This window comes from Luteimonas sp. S4-F44 (genome assembly GCF_022637415.1).
GTDB lineage: Bacteria > Pseudomonadota > Gammaproteobacteria > Xanthomonadales > Xanthomonadaceae > Luteimonas.
The window spans coordinates 862,316-882,048 of the sequence record NZ_CP093340.1; the positions used below are offsets into that span (position 1 = coordinate 862,316).

The 19,733-nt window shown below is 70.8% G+C and carries 19 protein-coding genes; 8 read left to right on the forward strand and 11 right to left on the reverse strand.

The window, feature by feature from the left end; translation table 11 throughout:
- Window positions 1–61 precede the first annotated feature (61 nt).
- Entirely contained in the window at window positions 62–796 is a 735-nt protein-coding gene (locus MNO14_RS03860) for a DUF1521 domain-containing protein (protein WP_241945466.1), read from the forward strand.
- Window positions 797–844: 48 nt separating this feature from the next.
- On the opposite strand, the gene MNO14_RS03865 is transcribed toward MNO14_RS03860, so the two are convergent.
- The 3 genes from MNO14_RS03865 to MNO14_RS03875 are packed head-to-tail and all read right to left on the reverse strand — an operon-like array spanning window position 845 to window position 2,961.
- The gene (locus MNO14_RS03865; protein ID WP_241945467.1) at window positions 845–1,255 is read right to left on the reverse strand and encodes a type II toxin-antitoxin system VapC family toxin; all 411 of its coding nucleotides are present in this window, start codon (window positions 1,253–1,255) and stop codon (window positions 845–847) included.
- Window positions 1,256–1,259: 4 nt separating this feature from the next.
- Complete coding sequence (locus MNO14_RS03870; RefSeq protein WP_241945468.1) at window positions 1,260–1,577, reverse strand: type II toxin-antitoxin system Phd/YefM family antitoxin; 318 nt, start codon at window positions 1,575–1,577, stop codon at window positions 1,260–1,262.
- Between the two features lies 1 nt (window position 1,578).
- Entirely contained in the window at window positions 1,579–2,961 is a 1,383-nt protein-coding gene (locus MNO14_RS03875; protein ID WP_241945469.1) for an L-serine ammonia-lyase, read from the reverse strand.
- Window positions 2,962–3,010: 49 nt separating this feature from the next.
- Between MNO14_RS03875 and MNO14_RS03880 the strand changes: the two genes are divergently transcribed.
- Window positions 3,011–3,247 (forward strand): glutaredoxin family protein, encoded by a 237-nt coding sequence (locus tag MNO14_RS03880; protein ID WP_241945470.1) that lies wholly within the window; start codon window positions 3,011–3,013, stop codon window positions 3,245–3,247.
- Window positions 3,248–3,265: 18 nt separating this feature from the next.
- Here MNO14_RS03880 and MNO14_RS03885 read toward each other — a convergent pair whose 3' ends face one another.
- From MNO14_RS03885 to MNO14_RS03895, 3 genes are read right to left on the reverse strand one after another with little or no spacing between them, the layout of a single operon-like run.
- Window positions 3,266–3,778 carry a YceI family protein gene (locus MNO14_RS03885; protein ID WP_241946254.1) on the reverse strand — a complete coding sequence of 171 codons (513 nt, stop codon included), beginning with the start codon at window positions 3,776–3,778 and terminating at the stop codon, window positions 3,266–3,268.
- A gap of 51 nt (window positions 3,779–3,829) precedes the next feature.
- Window positions 3,830–4,408: a cytochrome b gene (locus MNO14_RS03890; protein WP_241945471.1), complete on the reverse strand. Its 579-nt coding sequence runs from the start codon at window positions 4,406–4,408 to the stop codon at window positions 3,830–3,832.
- Entirely contained in the window at window positions 4,405–5,085 is a 681-nt protein-coding gene (locus tag MNO14_RS03895) for a YceI family protein (protein WP_343226413.1), read from the reverse strand. The genes MNO14_RS03890 and MNO14_RS03895 overlap by 4 nt, the downstream gene beginning before the upstream one ends.
- Before the next feature lie 151 nt (window positions 5,086–5,236).
- On the opposite strand from MNO14_RS03895, the gene MNO14_RS03900 reads away from it, so the two are divergent.
- From MNO14_RS03900 to pdeM, 5 genes are all read left to right on the forward strand, one after another.
- Window positions 5,237–8,788 carry an ATP-binding protein gene (locus MNO14_RS03900; RefSeq protein WP_241945472.1) on the forward strand — a complete coding sequence of 1,184 codons (3,552 nt, stop codon included), beginning with the start codon at window positions 5,237–5,239 and terminating at the stop codon, window positions 8,786–8,788.
- An 80-nt stretch (window positions 8,789–8,868) separates the two neighbouring features.
- Window positions 8,869–9,873, forward strand: coding sequence for a ligase-associated DNA damage response exonuclease (locus MNO14_RS03905; protein ID WP_241946255.1), 1,005 nt, complete (start codon window positions 8,869–8,871; stop codon window positions 9,871–9,873).
- A gap of 25 nt (window positions 9,874–9,898) precedes the next feature.
- A complete protein-coding gene (locus tag MNO14_RS03910) occupies window positions 9,899–11,635 on the forward strand; it encodes a cisplatin damage response ATP-dependent DNA ligase (RefSeq protein WP_241945473.1) in 1,737 nt (578 codons plus the stop codon).
- A 67-nt stretch (window positions 11,636–11,702) separates the two neighbouring features.
- The gene (locus tag MNO14_RS03915) at window positions 11,703–14,201 is read left to right on the forward strand and encodes a ligase-associated DNA damage response DEXH box helicase (RefSeq protein WP_241945474.1); all 2,499 of its coding nucleotides are present in this window, start codon (window positions 11,703–11,705) and stop codon (window positions 14,199–14,201) included.
- Window positions 14,194–14,865: a ligase-associated DNA damage response endonuclease PdeM gene (pdeM, locus tag MNO14_RS03920; RefSeq protein WP_241945475.1), complete on the forward strand. Its 672-nt coding sequence runs from the start codon at window positions 14,194–14,196 to the stop codon at window positions 14,863–14,865. The genes MNO14_RS03915 and pdeM overlap by 8 nt, the downstream gene beginning before the upstream one ends.
- Window positions 14,866–14,868: 3 nt before the next feature.
- Here pdeM and hemE read toward each other — a convergent pair whose 3' ends face one another.
- From hemE to MNO14_RS03945, 5 genes are all read right to left on the reverse strand, one after another.
- The gene (hemE, locus tag MNO14_RS03925; RefSeq protein ID WP_241945476.1) at window positions 14,869–15,942 is read right to left on the reverse strand and encodes a uroporphyrinogen decarboxylase; all 1,074 of its coding nucleotides are present in this window, start codon (window positions 15,940–15,942) and stop codon (window positions 14,869–14,871) included.
- Window positions 15,943–15,986: 44 nt separating this feature from the next.
- On the reverse strand, window positions 15,987–16,247 hold the full coding sequence (locus MNO14_RS03930) for a WGR domain-containing protein (protein WP_241945477.1): 261 nt from the start codon (window positions 16,245–16,247) through the stop codon (window positions 15,987–15,989).
- 71 nt (window positions 16,248–16,318) lie between these two features.
- Window positions 16,319–17,413 carry a 3-dehydroquinate synthase gene (aroB, locus tag MNO14_RS03935; RefSeq protein WP_241945478.1) on the reverse strand — a complete coding sequence of 365 codons (1,095 nt, stop codon included), beginning with the start codon at window positions 17,411–17,413 and terminating at the stop codon, window positions 16,319–16,321.
- Window positions 17,414–17,502: 89 nt separating this feature from the next.
- A complete protein-coding gene (locus MNO14_RS03940; RefSeq protein ID WP_241945479.1) occupies window positions 17,503–18,063 on the reverse strand; it encodes a shikimate kinase in 561 nt (186 codons plus the stop codon).
- A 67-nt stretch (window positions 18,064–18,130) separates the two neighbouring features.
- On the reverse strand, window positions 18,131–18,940 hold the full coding sequence (locus MNO14_RS03945) for a kinase (protein ID WP_241945480.1): 810 nt from the start codon (window positions 18,938–18,940) through the stop codon (window positions 18,131–18,133).
- Window positions 18,941–19,029: 89 nt separating this feature from the next.
- Between MNO14_RS03945 and pdxH the strand changes: the two genes are divergently transcribed.
- Window positions 19,030–19,638: a pyridoxamine 5'-phosphate oxidase gene (pdxH, locus tag MNO14_RS03950; RefSeq protein WP_241945481.1), complete on the forward strand. Its 609-nt coding sequence runs from the start codon at window positions 19,030–19,032 to the stop codon at window positions 19,636–19,638.
- The last annotated feature ends 95 nt before the right edge of the window (window positions 19,639–19,733 follow it).

The following is a 19,733-nucleotide window of genomic DNA, read 5'->3' on the forward strand; positions in this document are numbered from 1 at the left end:
TCACTCAGTGTCTATGTCGATCACAGGGGTCTCCATCATGTCCAACCCGTCTTCCCTGAGCATGTCCGTCTCGCTGAGCGTCAGCGGCCAGTTACCGTCGGCGCAGAGTTCGGCGAGCACCCAGCGCACGCCCGACGGGCGGGTGCAGTTCGAGAACGACAACTACCGCATCACCGCCGGCGACAATGACGAGGTGGTGGTGTTCAACAAGAACACCGGCGAGAACTACCGAATCTGGGGCGATCCCCACGTCGAGATCGACGGCAAGCACGCCTTCGACTTCTGGGGCCAGACCACATTTCTGCTCGACGATGGCACCAAGGTCACCATCGAGACCACGCCGTGGGACCAGGGCGGCAATGGCGCGACGGTGGCCTCGGTTGTGACGATCACCGACGGCGACTACGGCGTGCAGATCTCAGGTGTCGACAGCAACACCCACGGCGACCTGGCGTTCCAGGAGTTCGCTGGCGGCGGCCGTCTGCTCGATGCGGCCGTGCGTGACGGCAACGTGCTGCTGGAGAACGAGAACGGCAGCGGCTTCATCGCCGTCGACAAGAACGGCAACATCCAGAACGTCGACCAGGCCTTCATCAATGCCACCGACGAGCTGAAGAACGGCGGCCCGGACTTCCTGGCCCACTTTGCCGAGATCTTCTCGTTCTTCACCGGCCTGATGTCGATCGGCTTCAATGGCGGGCTGTCGCTGGGCAGCGACAATCCCAACCGCGCGCCCGAGCCGGCCGCGCAACCGGTGCCGTGGCAGTTCAGCCTGACGCTGTCGATCAGCGCCTGATTGACGCGTGTCGCAAAACGGCGTCGCGCGGCGTCGCCGTGCGCGGCTTCAGCCTCGATACCCGAAGGGGTCGAACACTGGCACGCCAAAAGGGCGGAAATCCTTGAGGTTCCGTGTAACCACGGTCAGCCCATGGACGAGGGCCGTCGCAGCGATCAGTCCATCTTCGAGGTGATGGTCTGGACGGCCGTGCATCAGCCGCGCCCATTGCCGGAAGACGGCTGCATCGGCAGGCAGCACGGCGTATGAGCCAGCGAGCTCATCGAGCCAGACCTGGATGTCCGACGCCTTGGCCGGGTCGAGTCCCCGGGTGATCTCGATGCCGGCCTGGATTTCTCCAATCGTCACTGCCGACAGGTAAAGACCACTTTCGGGCGCCTGTCCAATCCAGGCCTGCACACCGCCGTGCGGCCTGTTCTTGCGCAGCTCTGAAACGACGTTTGTGTCCAGCAGGAACATGCGGTCAGTCGAGTGCCTCGGGATCGTGCCGCCGCAGACGGCCGCGCGGCGGCAAGGGCAGGCCATCCGGCCCATCGGGCGCCTGCAGCAACGCCTTCAGGCTGCGTGGCCGCTGCTGCAACCGTTGCCACTGCTCCATCGGAACGACGACCGCGGTCGGTTTGCCATGATGGCTGACGATCTGCGGGCCGTCCTCCACGCTAGCGCGCAGAAGCTCGCTGAAGCGCGCTTTTGCTTCCTGAACCTGCCAAGTCTTCATGACATCCTCAACCTCTACGTCCGAACTGGTCTGAATTCTGGTCCGAAATCGGGTCCGGGTCAACTCAGCACTCGATGACGTTCACCGCCAGGCCGCCGCGCGAGGTTTCCTTGTACTTGTCGCGCATGTCTCGGCCGGTTTCGCGCATCGTGCGGATGACCTTGTCGAGGCTGACCTTGTGCTTGCCGTCGCCGCGGAAGGCCATGCGCGAGGCGTTGATCGCCTTGACCGCGCCCATCGCGTTGCGCTCGATGCACGGAATCTGCACCAGGCCGCCGATTGGATCGCAGGTCAGGCCCAGGTTGTGCTCCATACCGATCTCGGCGGCGTTTTCGATCTGGCTGGGTGTGCCGCCGAGCGCGGCGGTCAGCCCGGCGGCCGCCATCGAGCAGGCCACGCCGACCTCGCCCTGGCAGCCGACCTCGGCGCCGGAGATCGAAGCGTTCTCCTTGTAGAGGATGCCCACGGCCGCGGCGGTCAGCAGGAAGTCGAACACGCCCTGTTCGTTCGCGTTGGGGATGAAGCGGTCGTAGTAGTGCAGCACCGCCGGCAGGATGCCGGCCGCGCCGTTGGTCGGCGCGGTGACCACGCGGCCGCCCGCGGCGTTTTCCTCGTTGACCGCCAGCGCATAAAGGTTGACCCAGTCGAGAACGGTCAGCGGATCGCGCATCGCCGCTTCGGGCTTGGCGGCGAGCTCGGCATGCAGTGCCGGGGCGCGGCGGGTGACGTGCAGCCCGCCGGGCAGGGTGCCGCCCTCGCGGATGCCGCGCGCGACGCACGACTGCATCGCCGCCCACAGTTCGCGCAGGCCGTCGAGGATCTCGGCCTCGCTGCGCCAGACCTTCTCGTTCTCCAGCATCAGCCGGGCGATGCCCAGCCCGCTGTCCTGCGCCTGGCGGATCAGTTCGTCGCCGCTGGCGAATGGGTAGGGCACCTGGGTGGTGTCGGCGACGATGCGGTCCTCGGCCGCCTCGTCCTGGTTGACGACGAAGCCGCCGCCGACCGAGTAGTAGTCGCGCGTGGCGATCACCGCATCGTCGGCGCCATAAGCAGTGAAGCGCATGCCATTGGTGTGGAACGGCAGCTTCTGGCGCTTGTTCATCACCAGGTCGCGCTTCTCGTCGAAGTCGATGTCGTGGGTGCCGCCCAGTCGCAGCCGGCGCTCGCCGCGGATGCGCGCCAGCGCATCGGGAATGATGTCCGGGTCGATACGGTTGGGCATGTGCCCTTCCAGACCCATCATCAGCGCCTTGTCGGTGCCGTGGCCGCGGCCGGTCAGCGCCAGCGAGCCGAAGACCTCCGCGCGGACGCGGACAACCTCGTGCAGGCGGCCGGGCTCGGCCAGCCAGCGCGCGACGAAGCGGGCACCGGCGCGCATCGGCCCGACCGTGTGCGAGGAACTCGGCCCGATGCCGATCTTGTAGAGGTCGAAGGTGCTGACTGCCATCGCGCTATTCTACGGCCCGCTTTCTGTTCCATGCCTGACGCGACGCCGCATGACGACGACCCCGGCCCTGATCCTGTACCAGCGCGACGACTGCCATCTGTGCGACCTCGCGCTCGCGGTGCTGGCGCAGGCGCGTGCGCCTGCGTTCGACAGTGTCTTCATCGATGATGACGATGCGCTCGAGGCGCGCTACGGCAGCCGCGTGCCGGTGCTGCGCGATGCCGGACGTGGCGTCGAACTGGACTGGCCGTTCGACGCCGATGCGGTGCGGCGGATGCTGGCCTGACCTGCCGACGACGCGACGTCAGTTCGCAGGCTTGAGATACACCCGCGTAGCGACCGCGATCTCGTCGGGGATCGTGCCGGTGTCGGCCCATTCACCGCCGCCGACGCCGAAATCCAGGCGACGCACGGTCGCCCGGCCCGACAGCAGCGGACGCGGGCCCGGGGTCCAGGTGAAGGTCAGCGTGACCGGTTTGCGTACGCCGCGCAGCACAAGCTCGCCGTCGGCGGCGTAGCGGCCATCGCCGAGGTCGCGGAACCGGGTCGCGATGTAGGTGGCCTGGGCGAAGCGGCCGGCGTCGAAGAACGACGCGCCGCGCATCTCGCCGTCGTAGTCGTCGTTACGGGTGGTCGCGGTCGCGATCGGGATCGTCACTTCCAGCTTGGCGCCGGTCAGGTCGGCCGGGTCAAACGCGAGTGTGGTGCGAAAGTCGGGGAACGTGCCGGTGAACACCTCGCCTTGGTACTTGCCGGCGAAAGCCAGCGACGAACCGGCGGCCTGCTCGTAATCGGCAGCGGAGGCGGAGAGCGGCATCGCGACGGCGAACGCGGCCGCGAGCAGGAAGCGGGAAGCAGGGAGCATCGGTCAGTCCTGGGGTGAGGGCGGGGAGACGGAGCGCAACCAGCCGCGCGGCAGCATCCGTGCCAGCGTGGCATCGCGCAGGAACAGGTGGTGATACAGCGCGGCGGCCGCATGCAGCAGCGCCAGCGCCACCAGCGTCCAGAACAGCCATTCGTGCACCTGGCCGGCCAGGCCGCGCAGATCCGGGTCGCGCGCGACCAGCCCCGGCAGGTTGAACAGGCCGAACCACTGCAGCGGGTAGCCGGCAGCCGAGTTGAAGGTCCAGCCGCTGAGCGGGATCGCCAACAGCAGCGCATACAGCAGCCAATGCGTGAGGGTGGCGATGCGGTCCTGCCAGCGCGGGGTGCCGGGCACCGGCCGCGGCGCGCCGGCGAACAGCCGCCAGGCCAGCCGCAGCACCGCAAGCGCGAGGATCGTCAGCCCCAGCGACTTGTGCAGCGCGTAGACCTGGACCTTGGTCGGGCTGGGCCGCATGTCGCCCATCGTCAGACCGATGATGCCGACCGCCAGGATCAGCACCACGACGGTCCAATGCAGCAGCTGGCTCACCGCGCCCCAGCGCTCGACATTCTTCAGCGTCATGGTGTCTCATCTCCGGGTGTGTCGGTGCCGACCGCCGTGTCGTGGGCATCGTCCGCATCCGCGTCTGCATCGTCGGGACCCACGCCGCGCTCGCGCTCGCGCACCGCTTCGAGTTCGATGCGCAGGCCGACCGCGTCACCGATCATCGATGGCCAGGCGTCGATGCCGAAGTCAGCCCGCGACAGCTGCGCGGTGGCCGAGAATCCGACCATGCGCCTGAACGGCGGCATCGGGTGGCGGCGCGCGGCGTTGAATGTCGCATCGAGCGCGACCTCACGGGACACGCCGCGTAGTGTCAGTGTGCCGTGGACGATCGCATGCGTGGCATCGCGCGGTTCGATGCGGCTGGAGACGAACGTGGCGGACGGATGGCGCTCGGTGTCGAGCAGATTGCGCGCGCGGACCGCGCGGTTCCAGCGGTCGTCGCCGAAGTCGACGCGGTCCAGCGGCACCGAAACCTCGACCCGCGCGCTCGACCAGTCCGCAGGATCGAAGACCAGCGTCCCCTGGCTGCCCGATACCGTGCCGATCGCCTTCGACAGGCCGGCGTGTTCGATCTCGAGCATCACCCGGGTGTGCACCGGGTCGAGCGCGTACTGCGCCGGCCGCGCGGCTGCCGGCGCGCAGGCCAGCGCCAGCAGCAGGCAGGGGACGAACAGGCGCTGCGGCAGTCGCATCGTCTCAGGCTCCGGTCGCCGCGGGCGGCGTGCGTGGATTCTAGGCACGAATCGCATGGCCGCGCAGCCGCGGTGCCGCTTGCATCCGGGACGATGCGTTGCGAGCATCGCGCGTTGCGGGCAAGGCCGCGGGGGAAGGGATGTCGGGCCCATGTGGAAGCGTGTCGCCGCTCTGGCGTTGATCTGGGCGTTCGTCTGCGGTGTCCTGGCCGCGACGCCGGAGATGCCGCGCCTGCGGGTGCTCGGCGTCGCCGACGGCCTGCCCACGTCCGATGTCACCGGCATCGCCCAGGACAGCGACGGTTTCGTGTGGATCGCCACCGCCGACGGCCTGGCCCGCTACGACGGTGCCGGATTCATGGTCTGGCAGCACGACCCCGAAGCGGCGGATGCCTTCCCCGGCAACAATCTGCAGGCGTTGCACGTCGACCACGAAGACCGCGTCTGGGTCGCGGCCCAGGAGGGCGGCGTCGCGGTAATGGACCGCGACCGCTCGGCGGGCTTCCGGCCCTATCGGATCGACGCCCATCCCGAAGCGCGGCTCGGCGATGTCTGGGACTTTGCCAGCCGACCGGGCGAGATCTGGATGGGCCTGGGCACCGACGGTGTCTACGGCCTGCGCGCCGACGGTAGCTTCGTGCATCTGCGCCACGATCCCAACGACCCGCGCACGCTGCCCAGCGACAACGTCGTCAGCCTGTCGTTCGACAACGACGGCATGTTGTGGATCGCGACGATGGCGGGCCTCGCCCGCTACGACGGCCGCCGAGTCTGGCGCGAGCCGTTGCCCGGCGGCGACATACCGCTGACGGTGACCGACGTGCAGGCGATGGGCGACGAAGTCTGGGCCTCGAGCGCGCGCGGGCTGTTCGTGCGCATGCGCGACGGGCAGTGGCACTGGCAGCCATGGTCGGGCATGTTCGCCCGGCCCAACAGCGTGCTGTCGATGCTCGCCGATCCGCGCGGCGGCTACTGGCTGGGCACCCGCCGCGGTCTGTGGCGGTTGTCGGAGGACGGCATCCCGACCCCGGTGCCGGTCGGTCGGGACGCCTCGCGGCCGTTCCCGGCGCGGGCGATGTTCCTCCAGCCCGACGGCGCGCTGTGGGCATCGGCGCCGGGCGAGGGCGTCGGCTTCCTGCGCTCGGATTGGCGGCACGTTGCCGAGCTGGTGCGCGGCGAACGCGGGTTGCAGGGCCACGGCTACGCGACGATCGCGCCGGCCAACGACGGCGGGCTGTGGCTGGGATCGGAAACCGGCGTCGTCGAGCACGTGGATCAGGCGCTGCAGGTCTCCCGGCTCGACGGCGAGGCGCGGGCGCGCCTGGCCAACCAGCGCATCCTTGGCATGGCCGAGACGCGCAGCGGCGTGCTGTGGATCGGCCATGTCGGCGGCCTGTTCCGACACGGCAGCGACGGCACCCTGAGCGAGTGGGAAGGCGAGCCGGGCACCTCGGTCGCGCACGGCGTGGGCTACAACATCGTGCGTGCCGCGCCCGACGGCACCTTGTGGACCGGCAGCATGGGCGGTTACGGGGTCGAGCACCGCGACGGCGACACCGGCCGCATGCTGTGGCAGGCCGGCGACGATCCTCTGGTGCATGAAGGCGTCTACGGCTTCGACGTCGCGCCCGACAACACTGCCTGGGCGGCCTCGGTGCCGGGGCTGGGTTACTTCGACCCGCAGGCCGGCCGATTCGTGATCGTCAGCGCAGAGCAGCCCTACTACGCGGTCGCCGCGCAGGGCGAGGACACGGTCTGGGCCGCCGGACGCGACGGACTGGAACGCTGGCACCGCGCGGACGGCACCTGGGCGCGGCAGGAGCGGATCGGCACGCGCGAGGGGCTGCCGTCGGTGATGCCGATGGGGCTGGCGGTCGACGTGCGCGGACGTGTCTGGGTCTCCACCCGGCGCGGTCTCTACCGCTGGGATCCGCAGGCCCGGCGCATGCGCCGTTACGGCAGCGAACACGGTCTGTCGTCGCAGGAGATGTTGTTCCGCTCGATCGCGGTGAGCAGCAGCGGCCTGCTCGCCGCCGGCACCGCGGTCGACTCGGTAGCCATCATCAATACCGCCTCGGAAGAGACCGGCCGGGTCGAGGAGCCGAAGCTGCGCGTTCTCGGCCTGGACGTGCGCCGCGATGGGCTGTGGCAACCGCTCGAGGGCGCTCGTCCCGAACTGTTCCCCGACGACCGCGAGCTGCGCGTCTCCGCCCGGCTGCTGGCCTACGACGACCCGGGCTCGAACCACTACTGGACCTGGCTCCAGGGCCTGGATACCGGCTGGGTCGACCAGGGCGCCAACGGCGACCGGGTGTTCTCGGGTCTGCGATCGGGCAACTACGTGCTGCGCATCCGCGCCAGCGACGCTTACGGCAACGCCGCACCGATGCAGGAACTGCGGTTCCGGGTGTTGCCGCCGTGGTGGCAGACCTGGTGGGCGCTGACGCTGCTGATCTGCGCGATGGGGCTGGTCGCGCTGTGGGGCGCGTCGATCTATCGTCGGCGTGTGCGGCGACGCGCGGAGCTGCAATTGGCCGGACGCCAGCGCGAACTCGCCGAACAGGCGTCGCTGGCCAAGAGCCGCTTCCTGGCCACGCTCGGTCACGAGGTCCGCACGCCGATGACCGGCGTGCTGGGCATGAGCGAGTTGCTGCTCGACACGCCGCTCGATGCCCGGCAGCGCGGCTACACTGAGTCCATCCGTCGCGCCGGTGACCATCTGATGCGTCTGGTCAACGACGCGCTGGACCTGGCGCGGATCGAGGCCGGCAAGCTCGAGCTTGATCCGCAGCCGTTCGAGCTGCGCGCATTGATCGAGGACATCGTCTCGCTGTCCGCGCCGATGGCCCGGCACAAGGCGCTGCGTTTCGAGGTCGCCTTCGACGATGGCGTGCCGGCCTGGGTACATGGCGATGCGGTGCGGGTGCGGCAGATTCTGTTGAACCTGATCGGCAATGCGATCAAATTCACCGACGACGGGCGGGTCGGGCTGCGGATTGCGCGTCCGCCCGAGGGCCTGTGCTTCCAGATCAGCGACACCGGCCCCGGGCTCAGCGCAGAGCAATGTCAGCGGCTGTTCCGGCGCTTCGAGCAGGCCGACGGCGCGCGCACCGCCGCGCGCTACGGCGGCAGCGGCCTGGGGCTGGCGATCAGCCAGGAACTGTCGCTGGCGATGGGCGGCCGTATCGACGTCGAGAGCACCCTCGGCGAGGGCACCCGGTTCACGGTCGTGCTGCCGTTGGCCGAGGTCGTCACGCCGCCGCGGCGCACGCGCTTCGAGGGGCACGAGCGCATCACCGCGGCGGTCGGGCTGGTGGTGCTACTGGTCGAGGACGATCAGACCGTGGCCGACGTGATCCGGGGCCTGCTCCAGGCGCAGGGCCACCGGGTCGCACATGCGATGCACGGCCTCGCCGCGCTGACCGAAGTGCGGACCCAGGCGTTCGACATCGCCCTGCTCGATCTGGACCTGCCGGGCATCGACGGCCTGACACTGGCGGGCATGCTGCGGGCCCAGGGCTTCGACCGCCCAATGGTCGCGGTCACCGCGCGCGCCGATGCCGAGGCCGAGCCGGCGGCGCGCGCGGCCGGTTTCGACGGCTTCCTGCGCAAGCCGCTGACCGGCGAGATGCTGGCCGACGTCCTGGCCCAGAGCTGGCGTCCGGTCCACGAAGGCGGCGGCCTGGACGACCGCGAGGACTGAATGGCGGCTTGGCACCGCCTGCACGGCGGCGTCGCCAGACTGCCGTCATGGCCGCCTTCCGTCCGTCTTCCACCGCCCGCATGCCGAAAGGGCGGCGCGACGACCTCATCCAGTTGCGCCCCGAGGGCCTGTACTGCCCGGCCGGCGATTTCCATATCGATCCGTGGCGCCCGGTGCCGCGCGCGGTGATCACGCACGGCCACGGCGACCATGCGCGCACCGGCATGGGCGCCTACCACACCACGCGCGCGGGGCTGCCGATCCTCGAGTGGCGCCTGGGCGAACAGATCTATGTCGCGCACGACTACGGGGCGCCGTTCCAGATGGGCGCGGCCACGGTGTCGCTGCACCCGGCCGGCCACGTGCTGGGCTCGGCGCAGGTGCGGGTGGAGGTCGACGGCGAGGTCTGGGTCGCCTCGGGCGACTACAAGCGCCAGCACGACCCGACCTGCGCCCCGTTCGAGGTCGTGCGCTGCGACACGTTCATCACCGAGGCCACGTTCGGCCTGCCGGTCTACCGCTGGCCGGACACCGCACAGGTCGCAGGCGAGATCGAGGCCTGGCGCGCGCAATGCGAGACGCGCGGCGAGGCGGCGGTGCTGTTCTGTTATGCGCTGGGCAAAGCCCAGCGCGTGCTGGCCGAACTGGCGGCGTACACCGATCGGCCCGCGCTGCTGCACGGCGCGGTCGCCGCCGGCGTCGAGGTCTACCGGCGGGCCGGCATCGCGATGCTCGACACGCTGCCGGTCGCCGAGACCGATCGGGGGGCCGATTTTGCCGGCCGGTTGGTCATCGCGCCGCCATCGGCGGCCGGCAGCGCATGGATGCGTCGGTTCCGCCGTGCGCAGCAGGGGTTCGCATCGGGCTGGATGCGCATTCGCGGCAACCGGCGCCGTCGCAACTACGATCGCGGCTTCGTGGTGTCCGACCACGCCGACTGGCCAGATCTGATGCGGACCGTGCGCGAGACCGGCGCCACGCGGGTGATCGCGACCCACGGCAACACCGATGCGATCATCCGCGCGCTGCGCGAGGGCGGCATCGCGGCCGAAGCCTTCCGCACTGATTTCGGGGACGAGGAATGAGCGTCCGGCGCCGGAGGATGCGCGCATGAGACGCTTTGCCCGGCTGTACCGGGAGCTCGATCGCAGCACCGCCACGCTCGACAAGCGCGCGGCGCTGGTCGCGTACTTCCGCGAGGCTCCGCCGCACGATGCGGCCTGGGCGCTGTTCCTGCTGGCCGGCGGCAAGGTCGCCGGTGCGGGGCGACGCATCGCCAATACCCGCGAACTGCGCGAATGGATCGGCCAGGCCGCGGCTCTGCCCGACTGGTTGGTCGACGACTGCTACGACCAGGTCGGCGACCTGGCCGAAACCTTGGCGCTGCTGCTCGACGATCCCGCCGCGCCGGCCGACGACGTCTCGTTGGCCGAATGGATCGAACGGCGGCTGATCCCGGTCGCCAATCGCGACCCCGCGGTCCGGCGCGCGCTGGTGGTCGAGGCCTGGGCCACGCTGTGTTTCGACGAGCGGCTGGTGTTCAACAAGTTGTTGACCGGCGCGCTGCGCGTGGGCGTCTCGCAGCGACTGGTCCAGCAGGCGCTGGCGGAGATGAGCGGGCTGGACATCGCGCGCATCGCCCAGCGCATGCTCGGCAGTTGGACGCCGAGCGCGCAGTTCCTGCGCGACCTGCTCTCGCCCGACGAATTGCCCAGCGACCGGCGCCAGCCGTATCCGTTCTTCCTCGCTTCGCCCTTGGAGCAGGCGCTGCGTCCCGACGCGGCGAGCGAGGGCTCGGACGCCGAGGCGGCTCCCGATGTGGATCTGGATGTGGATCCGGATGTGGATCCGGATGTGGATGTGGCGGCGCCGGCGCTGGCCAATGATCCCGACGCGGTCGCGCGTGCGCTCGGCCCGATCGACGATTGGCTGCTGGAATGGAAATGGGACGGCATCCGCCTGCAACTGATCCGCCGCGGCGCGGACATCGCGCTGTGGTCGCGTGGCGAGGAACGTCTCGACGGGCGCTTTCCCGAGATCGAGGCCGCGGCGCTGACGTTGCCGCGCGACTGCGTGTTCGACGGCGAGCTGCTGGCCTGGCGGCCGGGCGAACCTGCGCCGATGCCGTTCACCGCGCTGCAGACCCGCATCCAGCGCCGCAAGCCCGGGCCCAAGACGCTCGCCGACACGCCGGTGCGCGTGCAGGTCTACGACCTGCTCGAACTCGACGGTGAGGACTGGCGCGACCGGCCGCAGACCGAGCGTCGGGCGATGCTCGAGGCATTGGTTGCCGAGCACGACGATCCGCGCATCGTGATTTCGCCGCGCGTGGACGCTGCCGACTGGCCGCAGGCCGCGGCCCTGCGCGCTGATGCGCGCGCGCGCGGCGTCGAGGGGTTGATGCTCAAGCGTGTCGATGCCCGTTACCAAGCCGGCCGGCGTCGCGGTGACTGGTGGAAATGGAAGATCGACCCGCTGACCATCGACGCGGTGCTGATCTACGCGCAGGCCGGCCACGGCCGGCGCAGCACGCTCTACACCGACTACACCTTCGCGCTGTGGGACGGCGACACCCTGGTCCCGGTCGCCAAGGCCTATTCGGGGCTCGACGACCGCGAAATCCTCGCGCTCGACAAGTGGATCCGCGCGCATACCCTGGAGCGCTTCGGACCGGTACGTTCGGTCACCGCGCATCACGTGTTCGAACTCGGCTTCGAAGCGGTCAATCGCTCGAGCCGGCACAAGTCCGGTATCGCCGTGCGCTTTCCGCGCATCCTGCGCTGGCGCCGCGACAAGCCGATCGCAGAGGCCGATCGGCTCGAGACATTGCAGGCGCTCGCACGGTGACGGTGACGGTGGCGTCCGGCGAGTGCGGTCGCCCGCGGCGCGCAGGGCCGTGGCCAGGCCGGTGGCGATGACCCGGCTGCGCGGTCCCGATGCGCCGCTGCGCGCCTGGTTCGCCGCCCAGGGCTGGCGTCCGGCGCCGTTCCAGCGCGAGGTCTGGCGCCGCTATCTGGCCGGCGAGTCGGGCCTGCTGCAGACCCCGACCGGCAGCGGCAAGACCCTGGCGGCCTTCGGCGGGCCCTTGCTCGAGGCACTGGCCACGCGCCCGCGCGTTGCGGCCAGTCCGCGCGCAGCATCGGCGAAGCCGACCGCGCGTGGCGGCAAGGACGCAGGCCGCAGGCTGCAGGTGCTGTGGATCACGCCGCTGCGCGCGCTCGCGGTCGACACGGTGCGTGCGCTGCGCGCGCCGATCGAGGCGCTGGGGCTGGATTGGACGGTCGCGATGCGCACCGGCGACGCCAGCGCACGCGACCGGCGGCTGGCGCGCAGCGGCCAGGCCGAAGTGCTGGTGACCACGCCCGAATCGCTGTCGCTGCTGCTGTCCTATGCCGATACCGCGCCCTTGCTGGCCTCGGTGCGCTGCGTGATCGTCGACGAATGGCACGAACTGCTCGGCAACAAGCGCGGCGTGCTGCTGCAATTGACGCTGGCACGATTGCGCCGGCTCGAGCCGGCGCTGCGCATCTGGGGCGTCTCGGCGACGCTCGGCAACCTCGAGCAGGCGCGCGATGTGCTGCTGCCGCATTGCCCCCAGGCGCAGGTGGTCGCAGGTGTGGCGCCCAAGCGCTTCACGCTCGACACGCTGCTGCCGGGCGAGGACGAACGCTTCCCATGGGCCGGCCACCTCGGACTGGCGCAGTTGCCGCGTGTGCTCGAGCGGCTAATGGCCGAACGCACCAGCCTGTTGTTCGCCAACACGCGTTCGCAAGCCGAACTGTGGCATCGCGCGCTGTCGGCGGTGTGGCCGGAGGCGCCCGAGACGCTGGCGCTGCATCACGGTTCGCTCGACCCGAAGCTGCGTGCGGCCGCCGAGCAGGGGCTGCGCGCAGGCAGCGTGCGCTGCGTGGTTGCCACCTCCAGCCTCGATCTCGGCGTCGACTTTCCCGCCGTCGACCAGGTGCTGCAGATCGGCAGCCCGAAAGGCGTGTCGCGGCTGTTGCAGCGCGCTGGACGCGCGCGTCACCGCCCCGGCGAGGCCGGGCACGTGGTCTGCGTGCCGACTCACGCGCTGGAACTGGTCGAGTACGCCGCGGCCCGCGCAGCGGTCGCGGCCGGCACGATCGAATCGCGTCCGCCGCCGGTGCTCAGCCTCGATGTGCTGGCCCAGCACTGCGTGACGCTGGCGCTGGGCGGCGGCTTCGAGGCCGATGCACTCTACGACGAGGTCCGCGGCACCCATGCGTTCCGCGCGCTCGATCCGCTGGCCTGGCGTGCGGTGCTCGATTTCATCGTCCAGGGCGGCGCGGCGTTGGCGCATTACCCTGATTTCCGCCGCGTGGTGCGCGGCGAGGACGGCGTCTATCGGGTCGAGGACCGACGCATCGCGCTGCGCCATCGCCTGTCAATCGGCACAATCGCCAGCGACGGCGCGGTACGCGTGAAGCTGCTGCGCGGCGGCGGTCTGGGTTCGGTCGAGGAAAGTTTCGTCGGTCGATTGCGACCGCGCGACCGGTTCCAGTTCGCCGGCCGCACGCTGGAGCTGGTGCGGCTGGAAGACATGACCGCGTACGTGCGCGTGGCCAAGGCCGGCAGCGGCACGGTGCCCAAGTGGCAAGGCGGCCGGATGTCGCTGTCGGGCACGTTGGCGCACGAGGTCGAGCGCGTGTTCGCCGGCCCACGCGATGCACCGGAGCTGCGCGCGATCGGGCGGCTGCTCGATCTGCAGCAACGGCTGTCGGCGCTGCCGGCGCCGAACCGCCTGTTGGTGGAGTGGATCCGCGCGCGCGGTGCGCGCCACCTGTTCGTGTTTCCGTTCGCCGGGCGTCAGGTGCACGAGGGGCTGGCCGCGCTGCTGGCGCTGCGCTGGGGCCGCCTGCGCGCCAACAGCTTCTCATTCGCCGCCAACGATTACGGCTTCGTACTCTCACCGGCGCAGGAGGTGGAGCTCGATGCGCTCGATGTCGAGACGATGCTCTCGCCCGCGGCCTTGATCGACGACCTGCGCGAGAGTCTGAACCTGGCCGAGTTCGCCCGCCGTCAGTTCCGCGACATCGCCCGCGTCGCCGGTCTGCTGCCGCCGTCGCTGCCGGGACGCGCGCCACGCTCGATGCGCCAGCTGCAGGCCTCCAGCGGTCTGCTGTTCGATGTGCTGCGCCGGCACGATCCCGATCACATGCTGCTGGCGCTGGCCGAGCGCGAGGTGTTCGCCGCGCAGCTGGATGTGGTGCAACTGCGCACCACGCTGGAGGACTGCAGCGCCCGCACACTCGACCTGCACTCGTTGCGCACGTTCACCCCGCTGTCGTTTCCGCTGTGGGCCGAGTCGATGCGCGGCCAGCTCAGCACCGAGGACTGGCGCACGCGGGTGCAGCGCGCGGCCGCGCAACTGGAGCGGCGCAACCGTGGCTGACAGCGTGTTGGAGATCGAGATCGCCGGCGAAGCGCTGCGGTTGTTCGCCGAGCGTGCGCTGCTGTGGCCGCGGCAGCGCACGTTGGTCGTGGCCGACGTGCATCTGGGCAAGGCGCAGCACTTTCGCGAGGCCGGCATCGCGCTGCCGCGTGGCGGCACCGAGCACGATCTCGAACGGCTCGACAGGCTGATCAAAGCCAGCGGCGCGACGCGATTACTGGTGCTCGGCGACCTGCTGCATGCCGGTGCGCGCGATGCACCGTGGCGTGCAGCCTGGCAGGCATGGCGGGCCCGCCATCCGACGCTGTCGGTCGAACTGGTCGGCGGCAACCACGATCGCGCCCTGCGCGCCGCGCCCGAGCTGGCGCGCACGCTTGGCCTGCATCTGCACGGTGCGCTGTTGCACGCGCCGCCGTTCGTGTTCGTGCACGACGTCGACGATGCGGTCGCCGTCGACGTCGCGGGCTATCGGCTCGGCGGGCATCTGCATCCGGTGGTGCGCCTACCGGGCCTGCCGCGTCTGCCGGCCTTCGTGTTTGCACACGACGCCGGCCTGCTGCCGGCGTTCACCGCGTTCGCCGGTGGCCTGCCGATCGCACCGTCGCCGAGCGTGCGGCTGTATCCCTGCGCGCCGGGGGCGGTGGTGGCATTGCCGGCGGGTTGACCGTCAGCGCGCGCTGTAGGCGTGCACCTCGTCGACGAGCACGGCGACGTGGTCGGGATTCATGTCCGGCGACATGCCGTGGCCGAGGTTGAACACGTGGCCGTCGCGCGAGCCCTGGTTGCCGACCGCGTAGCTGTCGAGCGCACGTCGGACTTCGCGGCGGATCGCCTCGGGCGCGCCGTACAGCGTCGCCGGGTCGAGGTTGCCCTGCAGGGCGACGCGGCCGCCGGTGCGGCGCGCGGCATCGCCGAGTTCGATCAGCCAGTCCACGCCGACGCCGTCGGCGCCGGTCTGTGCGAGTTCGTCGAGATAGGCAGCGGTGCCCTTGCCGAACAGGATCAGCGGTGCGCGGTCGGCGCCGTCGCCGCGCTCGATTTCCTGGGCGATGCGCGCCAGGTACGGCAGCGAGAACTCACGGTACATCGCCGGGCTCAGCACGCCGCCCCAGGTGTCGAACACCTGCAGCGCCTGCGCGCCGGCGGCGCGTTGTGCGGCCAGGTAGGCGATCACCGCGTCGGTGTTGACCGACAGCAGGGCATGCAGCGCCTGCGGATCGTTGAGTGCCATCGCCTTGATGCGCGCGAAATCCTTGCTGCCGCCGCCCTCGACCATGTAGCAGGCCAGCGTCCACGGGCTGCCTGAAAACCCGATCAGCGGCACCGCGCCGTCGAGCTCGCGGCGGATCAGCCGCACTGCGTCCATCACGTAGCGCAGCTCGGTCTCCATGTCCGGCACGCCGAGCCGGGCGATCGCCGCCGCGTCGCGCACCGGATGGCGAAACTTCGGGCCTTCGCCCTCGACGAAGTACAGTTCCAGGCCCATCGCATCGGGGATGGTCAGGATGTCGGAGAACAGGATCGCCGCGTCGAGCGGGAAACGGCGCAGCGGCTGCAGCGTGACTTCGCAGGCGATCTCCGGCTGCTTGGCCATGCCCAGGAAGCTGCCGGCCTGGCGACGGGTCTCGCGGTACTCGGGCAGATAGCGCCCGGCCTGGCGCATCAGCCAGACCGGCGTGCGGTCCACGGGCTCGCGACGCAGGGCGCGCAAGAAGCGGTCGTTCTTCAGAGGTGCGGACAAGGCGTTCTTCCTTACTCGGTGCGTCGGCATGCGCCGCGCGGGCATCAGGGGGCGGACGGCATCGTCGCTGCGTGTGTGCCGACCAGGTGGAAACCGCGCCGCAGTTGGGTGTCTCGCGCGCGTTCGAGCGCCCCCAGCGCGCTAGGTTCGTCGGCGTACTGCTGGCTGCGCAACTGGCTGCGCCCGCCGATCTGCCCCGATTCGCGCACGAGCGTCCAGCCGCCGAGCAGGTCAGGCTGCAGCATCAGCTGGACGAAACGCGCGGCCTCGTGGCCCTGGGCCGGTTGTTGCAGCAGCACTCGCATGGGCGGCATTGTACGGGGCGCAGGCAGGGCGCGGGCCCGTCATCGGGGGAGACGCGATGTCGCAGTGGCGCTTAGCCGGCGCGTAGCACGCCGATCACCGCGCTTTCGGGCACGTCGGCCAGGACCTGCGCGCGACCGGCGCCGGACCAGACGATGAAGCGCAGGCCGCCGGCCTGGGCCTTCTTGTCGAGCCGCATATGCGCCAGCAGGCGTTCGGGGGCGAGGTCTGTCGGCAGCGCGACCGGCAACTGCAGGCGGGACAGCAGCGCGATCAGGCGCGCGGTGTCGTCGGCCGGCGACAGGCCCAGCGCTTCCGACAGACGTGCGGCGAGCACCATGCCGACCGCGACCGCCTCGCCGTGGTTGAGTCCGTCGTAGCCCTGCTCGGTCTCGATGGCGTGGCCGAAGGTGTGGCCGAAGTTGAGCAAGGCGCGCTCGCCGTGCTCGAACGGATCGCGCGCGACGATCGCGGCCTTGTGCGCGCAACTGCGCGCGACCGCCTCGGCCAGCGCGGCCTCGTCCATCGCCAGCAGCGCCGGAGCCTGCGCATCGAGCCAGTCGAGGAACGGCGCATCGGCGATCGCGCCGTACTTGACCACTTCGGCGAGCCCTGCGCGCAGTTCGCGCCCGGGCAGGGTGCGCAGCGCGGCGGTATCGGCGATGACCGCGCGCGGCGGATGGAAGGCACCGACCAGGTTCTTGCCCTGCGGCAGGTCGACCGCGGTCTTGCCGCCCACCGACGAATCGACCATGGCCAGCAGCGTAGTCGGCAGTTGCACGCAGTCGATGCCGCGCATCCAGCACGCGGCGGCGAAGCCGGCCAGGTCACCGATCACGCCGCCGCCCAGGGCGAACAGCGTCGCGTCTCGGCGCAGCCGCGCCTGTGCCATCGCATCGACGACCTGGGTGAAATGGGCCAGGGTCTTGGCCGATTCGCCGGCCGGCAACACATGGCGATGCAGGCGCAGGTCCGGCCGGGCGGCCTGCAGCGCGGCGGCGACCCGGTCGGCGTAGAGCGGGGCGACGTGGCGATCGCTGACCAGCATCGCCTCGCCGCCGCGCACGTGCCGGGCGAGCAGCGCGCCGTCGTCGAGCAGCGCCGGGCCGATGTGGATGGTGTAGGGGCGTTCGCCGGCGACGGCGACTTCACGAAGCGGTGAGGACATGGGGGAGGGCTCGGTTGCGCGTGGGGCCTGGCCTGCGGCATCGACGCGGCGCAGCTCAGGCAAGGGGCGTGGGGATGGAGAGGCGGCGCTCATGCGGCCGGCGGATCCGGTGTCGGGGACGTGGCGGGGCGCCAGTAGGTTTCGACCAGGTGGCCGAGTGCGGCAGCGGCTTCCGCGCAGCCGTAGGCGCCGGTGTCGAAGCGCAGATGGGCGGCCTGCGCATACAGCGGCGCGCGCGCCTGCGCCAGCCGATGCAGCACGTCGCTGCGATCGTCGCCGGCGATCAACGGCCGTGCCCGGTCGCGGTCCAGGCGCGCGAGCTGGGTCTGGACATCGGCGTGCATGTGGACCACGAAGCCGCGCGCGCGCATGCGCCGCCGGTTCTCGGCGTCGAGGACTGCGCCGCCGCCGGTCGCGACGATCTGGCGCGTGCCTTCGAGCACCGCGGCCAGTGCCGCCTGTTCGCGCGCGCGGAAGCCCGCTTCGCCCTCGCAGTCGAAGATCATGGCGATCGTCGCGCCGGTGCGGACCTCGATCTCGTGGTCGACGTCGACGAACGCCAGCCCGAAACGAGCCGCCAGGCGGCGGCCGATCGACGACTTGCCGGCGCCCATCGGACCGACGAGCACGAGGTTGGGAGCACAGTGCATGGCCGAATCCTAGCAGCGGTGCGCACCGCATCGCTGCCGGCCGCGGGTCATTGCCGGCGCGGGCCGGTCAGTCGGGCAGGCGCACGCGCCGCTGCGTGTCCAGCGCGATCACGACATCGGCCGTGTCCGGCAACGTATGCAGCAGCCGTCGGCTGACGCGCTCGTAGTGCTGCACGAAGCGTTCGACCTGGGCACGGTCCATGCCCGCCCGATCGGGCGTCGCACTGCGCAGCGCCTGCTCCTGCTGCCAGCGCCAGGCCGGCACCACCTCGAAACCGGGCGGCTGCAGGAATAGCAGCCGGTCCACGCGCCGCCACAGCGCGGGGTAGTCGCGGGCAAGCGCGGCGTTGCACCAGCGGCGCCAGGTGCCGTCGGGATCCTCGTCGCGCTCCAACGCGTTGATCGGCGCGGCGAGCGCGCCCGCAGGCTCGGGGGTCGCGCCCAGGCACCAGCCCTCGAACACGGTCAGCGCGACCGGGCCGGCGCTCGCCCACTCCGCCGCCGGCCGCCGGTCGTCACACCCCTTGTCGAAGCGCGGCAACCGGGCGGTGCCGCCTGCGCGCAGCGTATCGAGCAGCGCGCAGCCCAGCGCGACTTCGTGCGTGCCCGGCGGGCCACGGGTGGCGAGCAGCGGATGCACCGTGCGGGCGAGGGTCTGCCGGGCTTGGCGGTCGAGATAGAGGTCGTCGAGCGAGAGCACTGCGATCGCGAGGCCGCGCGCCTGACCGGCGGCTGCGAGCTGGGCGGCCAGCGTCGATTTGCCTGTGCCCTGCAGGCCACTGAGGCCGAGCACGCGCGCATCGTGCCGTAAAGCGTCGTCGAGCACGCGCGCGACGAGCGCGTCGGGCCATGGCGTGGGCGAGGGCGGGGTGGCCATCGCGGCACGATACCCGAGCGTCGACGCCGCCAGTGACGAACTGCGCGCCGACGTTCGACATCGCGACGCGGCGGCGCGATGATCGGCATATGACCACGCCCTGCGCCGCCTTGTTGACCGAAGCCCTGTCCACGTTCTCCGTGCTGTTCGACGAGGCCGCCGCGGCCGGCGAACCCGACCGCACCGCGATGACCGTCGCCACCGCCGCCCTCGACGGGCGCCCCTCGGCGCGGATTGTGCTGCTCAAAGCCTGGGACGAGCGCGGGTTCGTGTTCTACACCCATCTCGATGGCCGCAAGGGCCGTGAGCTGCAGGACAATCCGCAGGCGGCCTTGCTGTTCCATTGGCCGCGTGTGCGCCACGGCGTGCAGGTCCGCATCGAGGGGCCGGTGGTGATCGTCGGCGACGACGAGGCCGACGCGTACTTCGCGTCGCGTCCGCGTGGCAGCCAGCTCGGGGCCTGGGCCTCGCGGCAGTCGGAGGAACTCGATGATCGCGCGACCTTCGAGCAGCGGCTCGACGAGGTCGCCCGCGAGTTCGAAGGACGTGACGTGCCGCGCCCGCCGCGCTGGTCGGGCCTGCGTGTCCGTCCCGACCGGATGGAGTTCTGGTACGGCGCCGACTATCGCCTGCACGAGCGCTGGCTCTACGAATGCGATGCCGCTGGCAACTGCCGCAAGCGGATGCTCTATCCGTAGGCCTGGGGTCGGGCAGGGCGCCCGCTCAGGGAGCGGAACGCTGCTTTGCGCGGCCGTCATCCCCCCCGCGGCGACCCGCGCACTAGCATGCAGGC